This is a genomic window from Bradyrhizobium sp. USDA 4503 (assembly GCF_054055815.1).
Genome location: NZ_JBSRXS010000001.1, coordinates 3,654,778 through 3,672,737, shown reverse-complemented (window position 1 = coordinate 3,672,737; position 17,960 = coordinate 3,654,778). Strand labels below are relative to the sequence as shown.

Annotated in this window: 16 protein-coding genes; 10 read left to right on the top strand and 6 right to left on the bottom strand. The window is 65.5% G+C overall.

What is annotated here, in order from left to right; all coding sequences use genetic code 11:
• Positions 1-91 precede the first annotated feature (91 nt).
• Positions 92-1,060, bottom strand: coding sequence for a Bug family tripartite tricarboxylate transporter substrate binding protein (locus tag ACVMIH_RS17860; protein ID WP_057015085.1), 969 nt, complete (start codon positions 1,058-1,060; stop codon positions 92-94).
• Between the two features lie 119 nt (positions 1,061-1,179).
• Between ACVMIH_RS17860 and ACVMIH_RS17855 the strand changes: the two genes are divergently transcribed.
• The gene (locus ACVMIH_RS17855; protein WP_057014857.1) at positions 1,180-2,148 is read left to right on the top strand and encodes a TAXI family TRAP transporter solute-binding subunit; all 969 of its coding nucleotides are present in this window, start codon (positions 1,180-1,182) and stop codon (positions 2,146-2,148) included.
• A 126-nt stretch (positions 2,149-2,274) separates the two neighbouring features.
• Here the strand turns inward: ACVMIH_RS17855 and ACVMIH_RS17850 are convergent, their stop codons facing one another.
• On the bottom strand, positions 2,275-3,486 hold the full coding sequence (locus ACVMIH_RS17850) for an ABC transporter substrate-binding protein (protein WP_057014858.1): 1,212 nt from the start codon (positions 3,484-3,486) through the stop codon (positions 2,275-2,277).
• Positions 3,487-3,671: 185 nt separating this feature from the next.
• Between ACVMIH_RS17850 and ACVMIH_RS17845 the strand changes: the two genes are divergently transcribed.
• Together ACVMIH_RS17845 and ACVMIH_RS17840 are read left to right on the top strand one after the other, a co-directional pair.
• On the top strand, positions 3,672-4,793 hold the full coding sequence (locus ACVMIH_RS17845) for a molybdopterin-binding protein (protein ID WP_057014859.1): 1,122 nt from the start codon (positions 3,672-3,674) through the stop codon (positions 4,791-4,793).
• Positions 4,794-4,802: 9 nt separating this feature from the next.
• Complete coding sequence (locus ACVMIH_RS17840; protein ID WP_456862705.1) at positions 4,803-6,752, top strand: molybdopterin biosynthesis protein; 1,950 nt, start codon at positions 4,803-4,805, stop codon at positions 6,750-6,752.
• A 244-nt stretch (positions 6,753-6,996) separates the two neighbouring features.
• Here ACVMIH_RS17840 and ACVMIH_RS17835 read toward each other — a convergent pair whose 3' ends face one another.
• Positions 6,997-9,528, bottom strand: a complete 2,532-nt coding sequence (locus ACVMIH_RS17835; RefSeq protein WP_456862703.1) for a fused MFS/spermidine synthase — start codon at positions 9,526-9,528, stop codon at positions 6,997-6,999.
• 215 nt (positions 9,529-9,743) lie between these two features.
• Positions 9,744-10,001 carry a hypothetical protein gene (locus ACVMIH_RS17830; RefSeq protein ID WP_311988559.1) on the bottom strand — a complete coding sequence of 86 codons (258 nt, stop codon included), beginning with the start codon at positions 9,999-10,001 and terminating at the stop codon, positions 9,744-9,746.
• Positions 10,002-10,528: 527 nt separating this feature from the next.
• Between ACVMIH_RS17830 and ACVMIH_RS17825 the strand changes: the two genes are divergently transcribed.
• The 5 genes from ACVMIH_RS17825 (at position 10,529) to ACVMIH_RS17805 (ending at position 14,241) form a co-directional block, all read left to right on the top strand.
• Positions 10,529-10,831, top strand: coding sequence for a hypothetical protein (locus tag ACVMIH_RS17825; protein ID WP_456862700.1), 303 nt, complete (start codon positions 10,529-10,531; stop codon positions 10,829-10,831).
• Between the two features lie 159 nt (positions 10,832-10,990).
• Positions 10,991-11,536, top strand: coding sequence for a molybdopterin-guanine dinucleotide biosynthesis protein B (gene mobB / locus ACVMIH_RS17820; protein WP_141339621.1), 546 nt, complete (start codon positions 10,991-10,993; stop codon positions 11,534-11,536).
• A gap of 54 nt (positions 11,537-11,590) precedes the next feature.
• Positions 11,591-11,860 carry a sulfurtransferase TusA family protein gene (locus ACVMIH_RS17815; RefSeq protein WP_057014863.1) on the top strand — a complete coding sequence of 90 codons (270 nt, stop codon included), beginning with the start codon at positions 11,591-11,593 and terminating at the stop codon, positions 11,858-11,860.
• Positions 11,861-12,185: 325 nt separating this feature from the next.
• Positions 12,186-13,841, top strand: a complete 1,656-nt coding sequence (locus tag ACVMIH_RS17810; RefSeq protein ID WP_456862697.1) for an OFA family MFS transporter — start codon at positions 12,186-12,188, stop codon at positions 13,839-13,841.
• Between the two features lie 151 nt (positions 13,842-13,992).
• Entirely contained in the window at positions 13,993-14,241 is a 249-nt protein-coding gene (locus ACVMIH_RS17805) for a hypothetical protein (protein ID WP_028342462.1), read from the top strand.
• Between the two features lie 81 nt (positions 14,242-14,322).
• Here the strand turns inward: ACVMIH_RS17805 and lon are convergent, their stop codons facing one another.
• Together lon and ACVMIH_RS17795 are read right to left on the bottom strand one after the other, a co-directional pair.
• The gene (lon, locus tag ACVMIH_RS17800; protein WP_456862694.1) at positions 14,323-16,701 is read right to left on the bottom strand and encodes an endopeptidase La; all 2,379 of its coding nucleotides are present in this window, start codon (positions 16,699-16,701) and stop codon (positions 14,323-14,325) included.
• A gap of 11 nt (positions 16,702-16,712) precedes the next feature.
• On the bottom strand, positions 16,713-17,120 hold the full coding sequence (locus ACVMIH_RS17795) for an Hsp20/alpha crystallin family protein (RefSeq protein WP_028332710.1): 408 nt from the start codon (positions 17,118-17,120) through the stop codon (positions 16,713-16,715).
• Between the two features lie 263 nt (positions 17,121-17,383).
• On the opposite strand from ACVMIH_RS17795, the gene ACVMIH_RS17790 reads away from it, so the two are divergent.
• Together ACVMIH_RS17790 and ACVMIH_RS17785 are read left to right on the top strand one after the other, a co-directional pair.
• Positions 17,384-17,659 (top strand): hypothetical protein, encoded by a 276-nt coding sequence (locus tag ACVMIH_RS17790; protein WP_057014866.1) that lies wholly within the window; start codon positions 17,384-17,386, stop codon positions 17,657-17,659.
• Position 17,660: 1 nt separating this feature from the next.
• On the top strand, positions 17,661-17,825 hold the full coding sequence (locus tag ACVMIH_RS17785; RefSeq protein ID WP_199805185.1) for a hypothetical protein: 165 nt from the start codon (positions 17,661-17,663) through the stop codon (positions 17,823-17,825).
• Positions 17,826-17,960: the final 135 nt, after the last annotated feature.

Below are 17,960 nucleotides of genomic sequence, written 5' to 3'. Positions count from 1 at the left end.
GCCGGGCCAGCCACGTCTCGCGGCTGGCATCACTGGAACAGCGGCCGGCAGCCATCCTGCCTGACCCTCCGTTTCCCTGGCGACCGGCGCCCTAATCCACTGAGACGCCTGCAAACTCGACGACTTTGCGCCATTTCTCGGTCTCGTCGGCCACCAGCTTGCCGAATTCGGCCGGGGCCATCGGCTTCGGGATGCCGCCGACCTCGGCGAGGCGCGCCACGAGCTTGGGGTCCTTCAGCGCTTCGCCGACCGCCTTGTTGAGCGCATCGACGATCTCGGGCGGGGTGCCCTTCGGCGCCGAGATGCCGTAGAAGCCGACCGCCTCGAATCCCGGCACGGTCTCGGCGATCGCCGGCACGTCGGGCACGCTCGCCCAGCGTTTCGGCGAGGTGACGCCGAGCGCGCGGACGTTGCCGCCGCGGGCCTGCTCCAGCGCCGACGGCAGATTGTCGAAGATCAGCTGCACCTTGTTGGAGATGATGTCGGGGAAGGCGATCGCGGATCCCCGATACGGCACATGCAGCATGTCGCACTTGGTCATCGCCTTGAACAACTCGGCCGACATGTGCACCGAGGTGCCGTTGCCCGAAGAGGCATAGGAGATCTTGCCCGGATTGGCCTTGCAGTAGTCGATGAACTCCTGGACGGTCTTCACCGGCATCGCGTTCGAGACCACCAGCATGTTGGTGAGCTGCATGATGCTCGCGACCGGGGTGGTATCGCGCAGGAAGTCGAACGGCAGCTTCTTGTAGAGCGAGGTCGAGATCGCATTGTTGGGCGCGACGAACAACAGCGTATAGCCGTCAGCCGGCGAGTTGATAGCGGCCGCGGCGGCGATGTTGCCGCCCGATCCGGTGCGATTCTCGACGATGAATTGCTGGCCGAAATGATCCGACAGCCACTGGCTCATGATGCGGGCGACGATGTCGACCGGACCGCCGGCGGCAAACCCGATCACCCAGCGCACCGGGCGGTTCGGATAGTCGGATGCGGATGAGGGGGCAATCGAGGCGAGGCAGCAAATCAAACCAAGCAAGGCGACACGCGCGAACTGGATCATCGTCTCTCCCGTCATTTTCTTGTGACTGTTGCCGGCATGGTTTCACAAAACGCTGGCTTTGCCTACGACGTCGCCCGTGCGACGATAGTCGGGTTCGTGTGGAATGCTTGAGGCTCGGGATGAAATTCGCTGTTATGATGTGCGCCGGCGCGCTGCTGCTCGCGGACGGGGCGGCGGCGCAAGAGGGGAGCAAGACCATTTCCAAGACCACGATCAGTTTCGCCACGGCGACGCCGGGTGGCGGCTTTCCGCTCTATGGCAATGCCTTCGCCGAGGTGATGAATGCGGCCGACCCGACGCTGTCGATCGAGCCGCGCAACACCAAGGGCTCCAATGAGAACATCCCGCTGCTCGAGGCCGGCAACGTCGATATCGCGACCGTGGCGGGCGAGCCGTCCTATGAAGCCTTCATGGGCATCGGCCGGCCGAAGGCCACGAAGCTGAAGATCCTCACCGCGATGTATTCGAGCCCGGGCATGTTCGTGGTGCGCGCGGACAGTCCCTACAAGACTATCCAGGACCTGGTCGGCCAGCCCGTCGCGTTCGGCGCCAAGGGCTCCGGCCTGCCGATCCTGTCGCGCTACATCCTCGACGGCATCGGGCTGAAGCAGGACGAGGACTTTAAGTCGATCTATCTCGATCGCGCCGGCGACGGGCCCGCGATGGTTGAGGATGGCCGCGCCGCCGCACTGTGGGGCGCCGGCATCGGCTGGCCCGGCTTCACCAAGATGGCCGAGAGCGCCACCGGCGCGCGCTTCATCGCGCCGACCGCGGACGAGATCGCCCGCATCCGCGCCAAGCACACGTTCCTCAAGCCGCTGACGATCCCCGCCGGCAGCTATCCGAAGCAGACCGCGGCAATCTCTTCGGTCGGCTCCTGGAGCTACATCCTGGTGCGCGAGACCTTGCCCGACGACGTCGCCTACCGGCTGGCGAAAACGCTGCACGGCATCGAAGCGACCTTCTGCACGAAGCTCGCCCAGGCGTGCGAGACCACGGCGGCGAACACGCTCGCCGCCGCGCCTGATATCAACCTGATCCACCCCGGCGTGCTCAGATATTTCCGCGAGATCGGGGCGGCGAAATGACTTCTGCATGGACGCGCTATCGCGTCTATGCAGAGGTCATTCCGGGGCGCGCGAAGCGCGAACCCGGAATCTCGAGATTCCGGGTTCGATGCTGACGCATCGCCCCGGAATGACGACCTTCGGTCGTCATTTCTTCGCCATCGCGCAGGCCGGGTCCGGCGGGCCGAACGCGTCCTCGCCCGAGATCTTGGCCAGGATCTTGTAATAGTCCCACGGATATTTCGACTCGGCCGGGGTCTTGACCTGCACGAGCCAGAGGTCGTGCACCATCAGATTGTCCTCGCGCAGCTTGCCGTTGCGGGCGAAGAAGTCCTCGACCGGCTTCTCGCGCATCTTGGCCGCGACCTTGAGCGGATCGTCGGTGCCGGCATCCTTGATCGCGTTCAGATAGGCGGTCACGGAGGAGTAGACGCCGGCCTGCCACATCGTCGGCATCCGGTTCATCTTGGCGAAATAGCGCTTCGACCACTCGCGGGTCTTGTCGTCCATGTCCCAGTAGAACGAGGTGGTCAGCAGCAGGCCCTGCGCGGCCGACAGCCCGATCGAGTGGATGTCGGTGATCAGCGCCAGCAGCGCCGCCATCTGCTGCCCGCCAGCGAAGACGCCGAACTCGGCGGCGGTCTTGATCTCGTTGGTGTTGTTGGGCGGTCCGCCGGCAATGCCGATGATCTTGGCCTTCGAGGCCTGCGCCTGCAGGATGAAGGACGACAGATCGGGCGTCGCAAACGGCGGCCGCACCGCGCCGAGCACCTTGCCGCCGTTCTTGGTCACGATCGCGGAGGCGTCCTTCTCCAGCGAGTGACCGAACGCATAATCGTCGGTGATGAAGAACCAGCTGTCGCCGCCGCGCTTCACCACCTCCTGCGCGGTGCCGACCGCGAGCGCCCTGGTGTCGAATACCCACTGTATCGCGTAGGGCGAGCAGAACTTGCCGTGGAAATCGGTCGCGCCGGTCGAATGCGTGATGAAAAGCTTCTTCTTCTCGTTGGCCATGTTCTGCACCGCGAGCCCGACCGCCGAGACCGGCACGTCGACGATGAGGTCGACCTGATCGACGTCATACCAGCGTCGCGCGATGGTCGCGCCGATATCCGGCTTGAGCTGGTGATCGCCGACGATCACCGAGATTGGCTTGCCGAGCACCTTGCCGCCGAAATCGTCGACGGCCATCTGCGCGGCGGTGACCGAGCCCTGGCCGGTCGGCGTCGAGGCGGGGCCGTTCATGTCGGTCAGCACGCCGATCTTGACGATGTCGTCGGATACCTGCGCCGATACGCTCGGGGAGGCCAGCAGCGCGGCTGCGAGCGTCCCGAACATGGCTAGTCTGGTGGCCTTCATTCTGTCTCCCTCCTGAATTGGCGCATTGGCCATTATTGGTTGTGCCGGGCCTTCGGGGACCCGGTCATATTGGTTTCTTTTGCAACTATATTGGGGACCGCGTCAACGCGCCATCGGTCTAATGACGCAGCCCCGGTGCGGCGAGAGACAGTTTCTTTCGGGGCCGATTCAGTCCATAGCGGGCCATGGTCACCGCCCAGCGCCTTCCGCCTTCGCTCACCCCGCTCGATGCGGCACTGGCTGCCGTGCTGCGCGACGTCGGGCCGGTCCAGCCGATCGCGTTGCCGCCGGCCGACGCCTTGCGCTGCATTGCGGCCGAGATGCCGGCCTTGCGCGCCTATCCGCCGCGCGATGTCGCGGTCAGCGACGGGTGGGCGATGCGCGCCAATGACCTGGTCGGCGCGTCGTCCTATGCGCCGTTGCCGCTGGCCGAACCTCCGGTCTGGGTGGCGGCAGGCGCTGCGATGCCTGATGGCACCGACTGCGTGGTCGATGCCGATGCCGTCGATACCTCCGGTCCGCTTGCGCAGGTGCTCGCCGAAGCAATCCCGGGGCAGGGCGTCAGGCGTGCCGGCAGCGACATCGCCGTTGGGCGCACCGTGATCGCAGCAGGGGAGCCGCTGCTGCCGCGCGGCCTGCTGCTCGCGCGCGCGGCCGGACTGCAGATGTTGCGCGTGCGACGGCCGCGGCTTCGCATCGTCAACGTCGCCAATGGTGAGCTGACCGCACAACTGATCGCTGACACCGCGCGCATCGCGGGCGCTGAGGTCGTCGGCATCGAGGCGGCACCCGATGTGGCGGCGATTGCAAACGCACTCGAACCAGACGGCTGCGATCTGATGGTCACGATCGGCGGCACCGGCGTTGGTCACACCGATGCCGCGGTGAATGCGCTGGCAACGCGTGGCGCACTGATCGCGCACGGCATTGCCCTGCAACCGGGGCGCACCGCAGCGGTCGGCCGTATCCACACAACGCCGGTCGTCGCCTTGCCGGGCGCGCCGGATCAGGCTTTCGCGGCCTGGTGGGCGATTGCGCTTCCCCTGCTCGACCGCCTGTCGGGCCGGCGCGCGCGCAAAACACTGGCGCTGCCGCTGGAACGCAAGATCGCCTCCGGCGTCGGCGTTGCCGAGGTCGTGCTGCTGATACGCGAGCAAGGTACTCAAGAGGATTCCTGGGCGGCACTTGCCATCGGCGACCTGTCGCTCGATGCCGTCGCGCGCGCCGAAGCCCTGCTGATCGTGCCTGGCGATGCCGAGGGCTTTGGTGCGGGCACGGTGGTCGATGCCTATATGTTGCGGGAGTGAGTTCCCGAGATGAGCAACACGTTCACGCCGAAACCCAACCCGTCCGTCGAGCAGGACCAGTTCCTGACCATCCTGTCGCGCGAGGAGGCGCTCGCGCGCTTCGAGGCGGCGCTGTTCCCGCGCCAATTGCCGTCCGAGAAACGGCTGCTCGCCGATGCGCTCGGCCGTGCGCTGGCGGAGGACGTGGTGGCGCCGATCGACGTGCCGCCATTCGATCGCTCCAATGTCGACGGCTTTGCCGTGCGCTCGGCCGATCTGGTGCGCGCCGGCGAGGCCGCGCCGGTGCAGCTCGCGCTGAACGACGAGACGATTTCGTGCGGGACTGCGCCCACCCTGCCGGTGCTCCCGGGTACTGCAACTGCGATCGCGACCGGCGGTCCGGTACCGCGCGGCGCTGATGCCATCGTGATGGTCGAGCACACCCAGCTCGCCGGCCACGGCACCATCGAGGTGCGGCGTGCGGCATCGCCCGGCCAGTTCGTGTCCTATGCCGGCTCCGACATCGCGCGCGGCGAGGCCCTGCTGCGCGCGGGAACGATGATCGGGTCGCGCGAGATCGGCATGCTCGCGGCCTGTGGCATCGCCGAGGTTGCGGTGACGCGCCGTCCGCGCGTCGCGATCCTCTCGACCGGCGACGAACTGGTGCAACCGGGTGAGAAGCTTCGGCCGGCCGCGATCTACGACACCAATGGTGCGATCGTCACCGCGGCGATTGCCGAGAACGGCGGTGACGCGTCGTTCCTTGGCGCGATCGCCGACAATGAGGCGACGCTCGAGGCCGCGATGCGCAAGGCGCTGGCGGACAGCGACATGCTGGTGCTGTCAGGCGGCACCTCTAAGGGCGCGGGTGACGTCTCGCACCGGATCATCGCTCGCCTCGGCAAGCCCGGCATCATCGCGCATGGCGTGGCGCTGAAGCCCGGCAAGCCGCTGTGCCTTGCGGTGTGCGACGGCAAGCCGGTGGTCATCCTGCCGGGCTTTCCGACCTCGGCGATGTTCACCTTCCACGACATGATCGTGCCGGTGCTGCGGCGGATGGCCGGGCTGCCGCCGCGATCGGATGCCAAGGTGGCGGCGAAGGTGCCGGTGCGCATCGCCTCCGAGCTCGGGCGTACCGAGTTCGTGATGGTGTCGCTGGTCGAGGGCGCCGACGGCCTGATCGCCTATCCCGGCGGCAAGGGCTCGGGCGCGATCACCTCGTTCGCGCAGGCCGACGGCTTCCTGAAGATCGAGGCGCTGGCCGACCAGTTGCCGGCCGGCAGCGAGGCCGAGGTGACGCTGTTCACGCCGCATGTGCGGGTGCCCGATCTCGTCATCGTCGGCAGCCATTGCACCGGGCTCGATCTCGTCACCGCGCCGCTGGCGCATGCCGGTCTCGTGGTGCGCTCGATCGCGGTCGGCAGCCTCGGCGGGCTCGCTGCCGCCAAGCGCGGCGAATGCGATCTCGCCCCGATCCATTTGTTCGACGACAAGACCGAGACCTACAACACGCCGTATCTGGCCGACGGGCTCGAACTGGTGCCGGGCTGGCGGCGCATGCAGGGCATCGTGTTTCGCAAGGACGACACGCGCTTTGCCGGCTTGAGTGCAGAACAGGCGGTGCGCGCCGCGCTCGCCGATCCCGCCTGCATCATGGTCAACCGCAACCAGGGCGCCGGCACCCGCATCCTGATCGATCGCTTGCTGGCGGGCAGCCGGCCCGACGGTTACTGGAATCAGCCGCGCTCGCACAATGCGGTTGCGGCCGCGGTGGCGCAGCACCGCGCCGACTGGGGCATGACCATCGCGCCCGTCGCCGATGCGTCGGGACTCGGCTTCATACCGTTCGCCGAAGAGCATTATGACTTCGCATTGGTGACGGCGCGCAAGCACCGGCCCGCGGTGCAGGCCTTTCTCGATGCGCTGGCGTCGGATGAAGGCCGGGCTGCATTGACGAAGGCGGGGTTCAGGCCGGCGTAGCCGGTGTGCGCTCTGCCGCACCATCACAGCTGTCGTCCCTGCGAAAGCAGGAACCCATACGCCGCGGCGGGCGTTACAGGCGGGCCTCGCCGTTCCAGCATCGCGTAACAATTTGCGTTTGTGGTTATGGGTCCCTGCTTTCGCAGGGACGACACTGAGCTTGTTGCGCTAGCTGTGAGTCAGAACATCCGCATTCTCGCGACATTCGGGGGCTTCCTGATGCGGTGTGCCGAAGGCACCCTGATCACTCGCTCAGCTTGCGGTCCAGGAAGTCGACGTAGGAATTGTCCGGGTCCAGTTTGACGGCCAGGCGAAGCGCGGCCCGGGCGGCGGACTTGTCGCCGTCGGCCGTGGCCTTGTGCTCGTCCAGGATCGCATTGGCCACCGTGCGCGCGGTGTCGAGACGGGCCTCGTCGATGGAACGGTCGGCAAGATAGGCTTCCACCGGCTCGCGGAGGCGCTTCAGTTCGTCCACGCTGACCGAACCCAGCGGATACCAGTTGTAATATTCGAGACGCGGCCGATCATCCGTGAGGGTCGGCACATCCCCGACAAAGGCCGCGAGTTTTTCATCGGCGGCGATGAATGTCGCCAGGAAATCCTCGGGCGAGCCGAGGCCGTTCGCCGTCAGGTCTTCAGCCACCGCGGGCTTCGACATGCGCATGGCGAGCTCGTGCGGATCGATGTTCAACGGTTCATCGGAGGCGATCGCCACGCCTTCCATTCTGGACGGCAGCCACAGCGAGACATGCTTGAACTGGCCCATCATGGCCTTGAGTATCATCTTCGGAAGGATGCCGCGGTTGAAATCCAGCGGCACCCATTGCGCGAGAACGCCGCCGGGACGCATCCTCTGCTTTGCCAGCGCATAGAATTCCTCCGTGTAGAGGTTGATGACGCCGGCATCATGGGGCGGTGGCGGCTCGAGCGTGATGACGTCAAATGTCTCCTTGGTCCCCAGCAGGAAGTGGCGCCCGTCCGCGACGATCTGATGGACTTTGGGATTTTGATAGAATTGCTTGTTGATCGGCACGAAGTGGGGCGCAAATTCGAACACCGTCGATGCCAGATCGACCGCGTCGATGGATTGCAATTCTTCATGGGTGCTCACCGCTCCCACCGTGGTTCCGGTCCCGATGCAAATGACGACAGCCGTTTCAACCGGGCCCTGGTGCAGCAGAACGGGATAGTGCCCCATCGCGGCCATGTAGCGTCTGCCCTCGGGACGGTTGTTGGCATAGCTCTTCGAATTCACCACCAACTGCTGATAGGTGCCCGCCGCCTTCTCGCGATACTCGACCACCGCAAAGGTCGCTTGCCGGGTTTCCCGCAACTCGAGCACATTGGCGCCTTCGATCGCGGTCAGGACCCGCTCCAGATAGTGCGGGGTGAAGATCAGCAGTGCTACGGCGATGACGCTCGCGGCGATCGTCCCCTGCCGCCACAGGCTCCTTTCTCTCACAAGATCCGGCTGCGACACGGTGGTCGCGACGAACAGCAGGACGTTCACGACAATCAGCGCGGTGAGCGCGCCCTGGCTGCCCAGACAGGGGATCAGCAGAAACCCCGCCGCCAGCGAGCCCACGACGCCGCCAATCGTGTTCAGGGCGTAGAGCGTGCCGATCCTGCGGCCGAGCGCGCTCATCTGCATCACGGTCAGTTCGCTGGCGAGCGGAAAGCTGATGCCGATCAGCGTCGTCGGCAGCAACAGCGCAACAGCGCAAACCAGGAAGAATGAAACGTCACCCCCCAACAGCTCCTGCACCGGGACAGGAAGCAGGCCCGATACGATGGGAGACAGCGCTACTCCCATGGTCCGCGCCTTGCCGAGTATTCCGACGGTCAGCGTGGCCGCAACCGCGATCAGCAGCTGCGTCACGGCGAAGTATCGCAGCAATTGATCCTTGCGGGGGGCGAGTAGCCTGGCGCAGATCAGGGCGCCGATCACGAGCCCCAGTAGGTAAACGCCGAGCATGCCCGAGAAGGCGTAGACGCTCGAGGTGCTGACATTGGTCAGGAATCGAAACCAGACCACCTCATAGGCGATCGATACAAAACCGGAGCACGCGAAAATCCAGATCAGGACCGACGTCCTGCCACTCGCGGTCGCGGCGGTTTGCACCGGCGCCCGTGCCGCAACCGGCAAGAGCGGAGTTGCGTCGCGCGCAACGAGCAGGGCCACAACGCCGACGCAGACATACAGCGCTGCCGCAACCAGGCTCGATCCCGCGATGCCCCAAAGGCCCATCAGCACAAAGCCGACAACCAGGGTGCCGAGGGCGGCGCCGAGGGTATTGAACCCGTAAAGCAGACCGATGCGATTGGCGAGGTCGGTTTGTGTGCGGGTCAGGAATCTCACCAGGAAGGGCAGGGTCGCGCCCATCAACATCGTCGGCAGCGACAGGATGGCGAGCGACACGGCGACCATGAGAGGCAGCCGGAAGGGAGACTCCAGATCGAGCATCGGTGACAGCCAGCCCACCCATGTCGGCCAATGCGACAGAAACGCGGTGACCGCGAGAGAAACGAGGGCGAGGGCGAGTTCGAGCAACCCGTAAATTTTCAGGGGGCGGCTGACGGTGTCGGCGATCCGGCCTCCCAGGGCGCTGCCCAGCGAGAGACCGAAAAAGAAGCTTGCCACCGTGACGCTGACGGAGACGGTCGCGCTTCCCAGCACGAATTGCAGTTGCTTGAACCAGAGAACCTGCAGGATCAGCGATGCCGCGCCCGATGCCAGAAAGATCGCCGTGACCAGAACCCGGTTTTTCAGGCTCACGGCGTCTCGAACGTCACCACGATTGCGCACTGGACCGCTCTCCCGTTGAACGGAGAACAGGTAAGGCGAATGCTCTTAATATTGCCTTATGGCGGAGCAGCGCTGCGCGGCAGCCGAATCCCGTTGAAATTGCTCGTAAAATTGCCGTTTGGCGGATGCTTGCAGGGGGCCGAACGATCGCGCTGTGAGAGGGCCTTTTGCGTTGCGGATCCAGCTCAATGCCGCATCGCCGTCTCCACGAACTCCAGCACGGAGCGCGGGACCTCTTCGTATTCGACGAAACGGCGCCGAAGCTCGTCGGCAATGTCGGTCGTGACGTCGCGCGACCATCCTTCGTTGGTATTGAAGGCCACGATGCGGACCGGACGGCTGTACTGGTCATCCAGCAGGCGGCGGATCAGCGTTTTCCGGTCAGTGCCTTCTTCGTCGGTTTCGCTCCAGGCACGGCCCAGTCGGCCAAAATCGTTCAGCACGAGATAGGTGTCGTGATCGATTGAATGCGGCACAATCGAAGGCGAGCGAGGCATACATAGTCCTCCATGCTGCACATTATCGTGTTCCGATCGCCCTGCGTATCGGAAATTTCGAGGTAAATCCGCTGGATAGCGGGATCGCGCGTGACGTGAGCGGGGGCTGCAACATGCATTGGAGCAAACCGTCCCGTCGCTGGTTATCTCTTGTCACCGACATGGGCCCTGTTGTGGATGTCGGTGGTTGAGCGACCGATGGGGCTCCCACCCGCTCGAGGAGCGGAGCGATGTTAAGAAGGCTTCGTTTTAGGAATACAACGCTGGAAGAAGTGCTGGCAGTCGATACGCAGCGGCCGCGGAAGAGGCTACGGATGCGTGACCAGCCCCCGAGAGAGAGCCGATCGGCAAGGCTGGCCAAGCCGGGGCGGCCTGTCAGTCAACGAAACGACTGACCCTGCGGGATAGCGCGCCGAGCCCAACTTGCGCGGCGGCCCGTGAACGGGTTCGCCGATTGCGGCGACCAATCCATCATGGCATTCGACACCGCCAACTTCCGTAAGATTGCCGCGCTCGTCGCGGCGGCCGGCACCTTGTTCTGGCTCTACACCTTCTACGCCATCGCCCATGTGCCGCCTGGCGACGGTACCGGCTTCCAGTGGCTGGCGGTCTTTCCGCTCGGCATGGTGTTCGGCCTGTTCTTCCTGCCGGCCTGGCTGCTCGTCGCCATCGGCCGATTGCCGAGATTCACCGCGGCGCTTGGGGTCTGTGGCCTGATCGCGTTCGCGGTGCTGTGGGGGCAGCTGCTGCAGGAGTTTCCGAGGGCGGTCCTCTAGCGCGCCAGCCCATCCTCATCTGCCGGCGAGCCTGGCATGACATTGCTCCAAGGCTGATATAAGCAGCGTTGGGCGCAAGTCGCGGCTTTCCGCCGTCACGGCTGGTCCCGGCCATCCATGTCGGGCGGAACCGCGGGCGTGGATACCCTAACGATTGGCATGTCTTCGGAGACGCGTATGAAAGTGATTGGCCTCGCGGGCTGGAGCGGTGCCGGCAAGACCACCCTGCTGTCGCGGGTGATCCCCTGCCTGCTGGGCCGCGGCCTGCGCGTCTCCGTAATCAAGCACGCCCACCATGAATTCGATGTCGACGTGCCCGGCAAGGACTCCTGGGTGCACCGGCAGTCCGGTGCGACCGAGGTGCTGGTGTCCTCGACGCGGCGCTGGGCGCTGATGCACGAGCTGCGCGGCGCCGATGAGCCGCGGCTGCCGGAGCTGCTCGCCAAGATGGCGCAGGTCGATCTGGTCGTGGTCGAAGGCTTCAAGCGCGAGCCGGTCAACAAGATCGAGGTGTACCGCGCCGCCAACGGCAAGCCGCTGCTGTTTCCCGACGACCCGCGCGTGGTCGGGATTGCCAGCGATGTCGCCGTTGCAACCACGCTGCCGGTCGCGCATCTCGACGACATCGAGGACGTTGCCGAATTGATGCTGCGCGCCGCGATTCCCGTCGACGACGTGCTCGCGTCGGCTCCGGCCGAAGGCTGACGTGGACGGGGAGGCGGCGTTGACGATGCAGGACGGCTTCGCCATGGTCGAACCATGACAACGACGAAGCTCGATCTCACCGGCCTGAAATGCCCGCTGCCGGCGCTGAAGACGCGCAAAGCCCTCCGGAGCGTGACGGCGGGAGATTTCCTCGAGGTGCACTGCACCGATCCGCTTTCGGTGATCGATATCCCGGCCCTCATCCAGGAGACCGGCGACAAGGTCGAGATCACCGAACGAAGCGACGCCCGGATCGTTTTCTTGATCGAGAAGATCAATGGAGCGATAGGCAATTCGAATGCTGCGTTGCCGCGTACGCGCTAGATGCAGCTTGATATCTACCTTTTGCCTATCGACACCTATTTTCCATTCTGCGCGAATTGATAATGTCCGCCGGGTTGTGGTGATGGCGTTGTGCTCGAGTGTGGGCGCATCGACGGACAACGACTGGGCCCGTGCCCAGATCACGGGCTGCACGGCCGGGCATATCCGGTCGTATTGGGGGTTAGCATTTCCGGAATGTGCGTGGTTGGTCCCGACGCATTGAGGAAATGTGCGGAGCTGCCGGCTGACGCTGGCCGCAATGGGCTGAGGCGGGATCGAAGATGCAGATGCGCCTGTCGTAATGGCGGCTGCAGGGGAGGTGTCAATGACCACAGTGAGCAGCGCCGGACGCGTATCCGCGACAGGCGCAGGTTTCCTCGACAAGGAACATACAATCGCGACCGCCGGCTTCAACCGCTGGCTGGTGCCGCCGGCCGCGCTCTGCATCCATCTGTGCATCGGCATGGCTTACGGCTTCTCGGTGTTCTGGCTGCCGCTGTCGCGCGCGATCGGCCTGACCGCGCCGAAGGCGTGCCCCGACATCTCGCTGGTGCAGGAGCTGTTCACCACCACCTGCGACTGGAAGGTCGCGAGCCTCGGGTGGATGTACACGCTGTTCTTCGTGCTGCTCGGCGTCTCCGCCGCGATCTGGGGCGGCTGGCTCGAGAAGGTCGGTCCGCGCAAGGCCGGCTTCGTCGCGGCGCTGTGCTGGGCCGGCGGTCTCGTGATCGGCGCGCTCGGCGTCTACACGCACCAGCTCTGGCTGATGTGGCTCGGATCCGGCGTGATCGGCGGCGTCGGCCTCGGCCTCGGCTACATCTCGCCGGTGTCGACGCTGGTGAAATGGTTCCCCGACCGGCGCGGCATGGCGACCGGCATGGCGATCATGGGCTTCGGCGGCGGCGCGATGATCGGCGCCCCGCTCGCCGACAGGCTGATGAACTACTTCAAGACCCCGACCTCGGTCGGCGTCTGGGAGACCTTCCTCGCCATGGGCGCGATCTACTTCGTGTTCATGATGATCGGCGCGTTCCGCTATCGCATCCCGCCGGCCGGCTGGCAGCCCGAAGGCTGGACGCCGCCGACGAAGGCCAACGCGATGATCTCGAGCAAGCACGTCCATCTCGACAACGCGCACAAGACGCCGCAATTCTGGCTGATCTGGTGGGTGCTCTGCCTGAACGTGTCGGCGGGCATCGGCGTGATCGGCATGGCCTCGCCGATGCTGCAGGAGATCTTCGCGGGCAAGCTGATCGGCCTGCCCAATGTCGGCTTCAACCAGCTCGATGCCGGACAGAAGGCGCAGATCGCGGCGATCGCGGCCGGCTTTGCCGGATTGCTGTCGCTGTTCAACATCGGCGGCCGCTTCTTCTGGGCGTCGCTGTCGGACAAGATCGGCCGCAAGAACACCTACTACACGTTCTTCATCCTCGGCATCGCGCTCTACGCGCTGGCGCCGACCTTCGCCGCGATGGGATCGAAGCTGTTGTTCGTGCTCGGCTTCGGCATCATCCTGTCGATGTATGGCGGCGGCTTCGCCACCGTGCCGGCCTATCTCGCCGACATGTTCGGCACCCAGTTCGTCGGCGCCATCCACGGCCGTCTGCTGACGGCATGGTCGACCGCCGGCATCATCGGTCCTGTCGTGGTGAACTACATCCGTGAGTTCCAGCTGGCCGCAGGCGTGCCGCGCGACCAGCTCTACAACACCACGATGTACATCCTGTGCGCCATGTTGATCGCGGGCCTGATCTGCAACTACCTGATCAAGCCGGTCGATGCGAAATGGCATATGAGCGACGCCGAGGTTGCCAAACTGCAGGATGCGAGCGCCAGCGCCGCGGCGGCCGGACCGCATGGTTCCTACGGGATCGGGTTCGGCGGGCTTGACGCCAAGGCGGCGCTGTTCTGGCTGTTCGTCGGCATTCCGCTGGCGTGGGGCGTCTACATGACGCTGCTCAGCGCGGTCAAAATCCTCTGATCGCAGTTCAGGCCGCGCGCGGGCCATCTGGTATCCCGCGCGGCCTGAAGCGTTTTCGAGCGAAGTGGATGCCGGTTCGCGTGAAGAAGACGCGTCAAACAAGAAGCTCTACGCCGTTCAAATCAACAGATAATCAAGGGACATTTCAGTCATGTTTCGTACCGCAAGCTGTCTTGTGGCCGCCCTGCTTCTCGCCGGCTCGCTGCACACCGCGTCAGCCCAGACCACCGAGGCCAAGCCGTCGAAGGTCAAGCTGACCATGCAGAAGCTGAAGGACATGAAGGCGAAGTGGAAGGCCAACAAGCCAAAGCTGAAGGCTTGCCGCGCCGAGGTGAAGTCGAAGGGCCTGACCGGCGACGACCGCTGGTTCTACATCGAAGAATGCATGGGCAAGAGCTGAGCGGCACCGCTCCGCTATCTGCAACGCAAGAGGGCGTGACGGCGATCGCTGTCACGCCCTCTTGTTGCGTTTGAGACGCGATCACTCCGCGGCGGCGGGCGTCGTCTTGGCGGCCTCCAGCGCGGCTGCGATCGCCTCGTCGACCCGTTCGAGCCAGATGAACTCCAGCTTGGCGCGGGCGCCGGCGGGGATGTCGTCGAAGTCGCGCTTGTTGCGCGCCGGCAGCATCACCCGGGTCAGGCCGGCGGCCGCGGCCGCGACCACCTTCTCCTTGATGCCGCCGACCGGCAGCACGAGGCCGCGCAGCGAGATCTCGCCGGTCATCGCGGTATCGCTGCGCACCGTGCGATCGGTCAGGAGCGAGGTGAGGGCGGTGAACATCGCAACGCCCGCGCTCGGACCGTCCTTCGGCGTCGCGCCGGCCGGAACGTGGACGTGGATGTCGCTCTTCTCGAACACGCCGGGGTCGATGCCGAGCTGCGAGGCCCGGCTCTTCACCAGGGTTAGCGCGGCCTGCACGCTCTCGCGCATCACCTCGCCGAGCTGGCCGGTGAGGATCAACGCGCCGCGGCCCGGCGTGCGCGACGCCTCGATGAACAGGATGTCGCCGCCGACCGGGGTCCAGGCCAGCCCGGTGGCAACGCCCGGGATGCTGGTGCGCATCGCGATCTCGTTCTCGAACCTCGGCTGGCCGAGCAGCGAGACGATGTCCTTCGGCGCGATCGTGACGTGGCGGGTGCTGCCCTCGGCGATCTGCACCGCGACGTTGCGCAGCACCTTGCCGATCTCGCGCTCCAGGTTGCGGACGCCGGCTTCGCGGGTGTAGCTGCGTATGATCAGCCGCAGCGCATCCGGATCGATCTCGACCTGCTCGGCCTTGATCCCGTTCGCCTCGAGCTGGCGGCGCACCAGATAGCGCTTGGCGATCTCGAGCTTCTCGTCCTCGGTGTAGCCGGCGAGGCTGATCAGCTCCATGCGGTCGAGCAGCGGCCCGGGCACGCCGTCGAGCATGTTGGCGGTGGCGATGAAGACGACACGCGAGAGGTCGAACGGCACGCCGAGATAATTGTCGCGGAAGGTGCTGTTCTGCTCGGGGTCGAGCACTTCGAGCATCGCGGCCGACGGATCGCCCTGGATGCCGCGGCCCATCTTGTCGATCTCGTCCAGCATCATCACGCAATTGCGCGCACCGGCCTTCTTGATCGCCTGGATGATGTTGCCAGGCAGCGCCCCGATGTAGGTGCGGCGATGGCCGCGGATCTCGGCCTCGTCATGCACGCCGCCGAGCGAGACGCGGACGAACGGCCGCGCCATCGCGCGCGCGATCGATTGGCCGAGCGAGGTCTTGCCGACCCCGGGCGGCCCGAGGAAGCACAGGATCGGCGCCTTGCCGCCGGGCGCGAGCTTGCGCACCGCGAGATATTCGATGATGCGGCTCTTGATCTTCTCGAGGCCATAATGGTCCTGGTCGAGGATCTTGCGCGCCTCCGCGATGTCGATCGGCTTCTCCTCCGGAATGCTCCAGGGCAGATCGACCAGCCAGTCGAGATAGCTGCGCACCATGCCGGATTCGGCCGCTGCCTCCGGCATCCGCTCGTAGCGGCGCAGTTCCTTCTGCGCCTGGCTTTCGGCCTCCGGCGGCATCTTGGCCTCGACGATCGCCTTGGTCAGCTCGGCGACTTCCGCGGCCTTGCCGTCACCTTCGCCGAGCTGGCGCTGGATCGTCGCCATCTGCTCGCGCAGGATCGCCTCGCGCTGCCGCTCGTCGAACACGGCCTTGGTCTTCTGCCCGATCTCCTGGCTCAGCCGCAGCACCTCGATACGTTCGGCGAGGTGACGCGACACCTTGTCCATCCGTGCCACGAGATCGATGGTTTCCAGGATGTCCTGTTTCTCCGACGGCTTGATGTCCATGTAGGACGTCGCAAGGTCGGCAAGGGTTGCCGGCGAGGTGGTGCCCTGCAGTGCTGCGATCAGCTCCTGCGGCACTTGCGGCAGCAATTGCGCGGCCTCCAGCGCCTGGCGCTGCAGATTGAGGAAGCGCGCCTCGATCTCGGCCGAGGTGGTGGTCGGCTCCGGGATTTGCAGCACGCGGGCCGCGAGGAACGGCGTGCCCGGCAGATAGTCGAGCACGCGCATGCGCTGCACGCCCTGGCAGACCAGATGGTGGCTGTCGTCCGCACCGGTGATGTAGCGCACGATGTTGGCTGTGGTGCCGACGCGGTAAAGCCCGTCGGGGCCGGGATCGTTGGTCTCGGGATCGCGCTGCAGCAGGATGCCGATCGGCCGCTGCTCGCGCACCGCCTGCTGGGCCGCGGCAATCGAGGTCGCCCGGGCGATCGTGATCGGAATGATGACATCCGGAAACAGCACGGTGTTGCGCACCGGGACGATGATCAGCGCGTCGCTCGGGATCGGCGTCGAAGTTGAAGCTGGGCTTGAAACGTCTGAGGCAGCCATGTCGAAATCCTTTAGCTCGACTTTCCGAGCCGCAGGCCGACGCAACCATGCGCGGCAAAGCGGCTGATCGTGTAGCGGCCGGTCGGCAGCGCGATGCGGCGCTCGAACCGGCCCTGCGGCAGTTCGAGGCGCAGGATACGGGCGTTGCGGAGTTCAGGGGGCAGGGTGCGGCGGCCGGAGATCACCAGCGTGCCGCCGTCGAGCGCGGCCTCGACCTCGTCGGGATCGACCCCCGGCAACGCGACCAGGATCAGGATTTCATCCTCGGTCTCGATCACGTCGGTCGGCGGTTCCCAGCTCGGCTCGGTGCTTCCCGCGCGCGGGTGCAAATTGAGGAAGCTCTGGTGCAGCCGTTCGGCGCGGGCGAGCGCCTCGATCGCATCCGACAGCATCCAGTTGATCTGATCCTTGGGCCGCATGGGCACTCTCCACGTCGCACTGGGAGGCAAGGTTACCGGTCTTGCCGCCGACCGTAAACCTGCCCCTCGCGCCGCTGATCGAGGGTAAAATTGTCCGAAATGTCGCGATTTGCGGCATGACGGCGGTGCACGGACCGCGGCCGGACGCTTATGCCGCGGCTATGTGACAGGGCTGCGGCTGCTCTCGAATTCCTACGACCTTCCCCGCATCTTTTGCCGTGATGCGGCGCGCTCGCGCGCGCCGCCAAAAGGGAAGGTGGCACATGACCTTGCTCCATTACCACGATGCCCGGCCGCACGGTTCGGCCGGCGCCATGCCCTTGATGCTGCGGCGAACCGTCAGGCGGATCGGCCTCGTCTTCAGGACTGTTCACCGCGCGATCGCTGCCGCCAAGATTCATCGGCTGCGCAATGAGCTGCTGCTGCATCGCGGCCACGAGGATTGGGCGCGAACCAACCTCAACGTCGGCATGCTCGGCGACGACGCCGAGAGATATCCACGGGCGCCGGTCGTGCTCGGCGAGAAATGGGACTACTGAGATGCGCACAGTTTCGTTCATCGCTGCCCTGCCGCGCCGCGCCGCAGAAGGGCTGCTCGCATTCCTCGCCTGGATCGGCGAGGAGCCGATCAGCGGCTACCGGCCCGAGGCGCACTACATGCGCGGTCCGGGACCAGCGTGGCGGGCCAAGCATCCCGGGAGTTAAGGCCCCGAACCCATCCGCGTCATTGCGAGGAGCATGGCGACGAAGCAATCCATATCTCCGCATGTGGCGCGATGGATTGCTTCGCGGAGCCTGCCATCGGGCGCGCGTTCGCGCGACCCGTTGGCTCGCAATGAC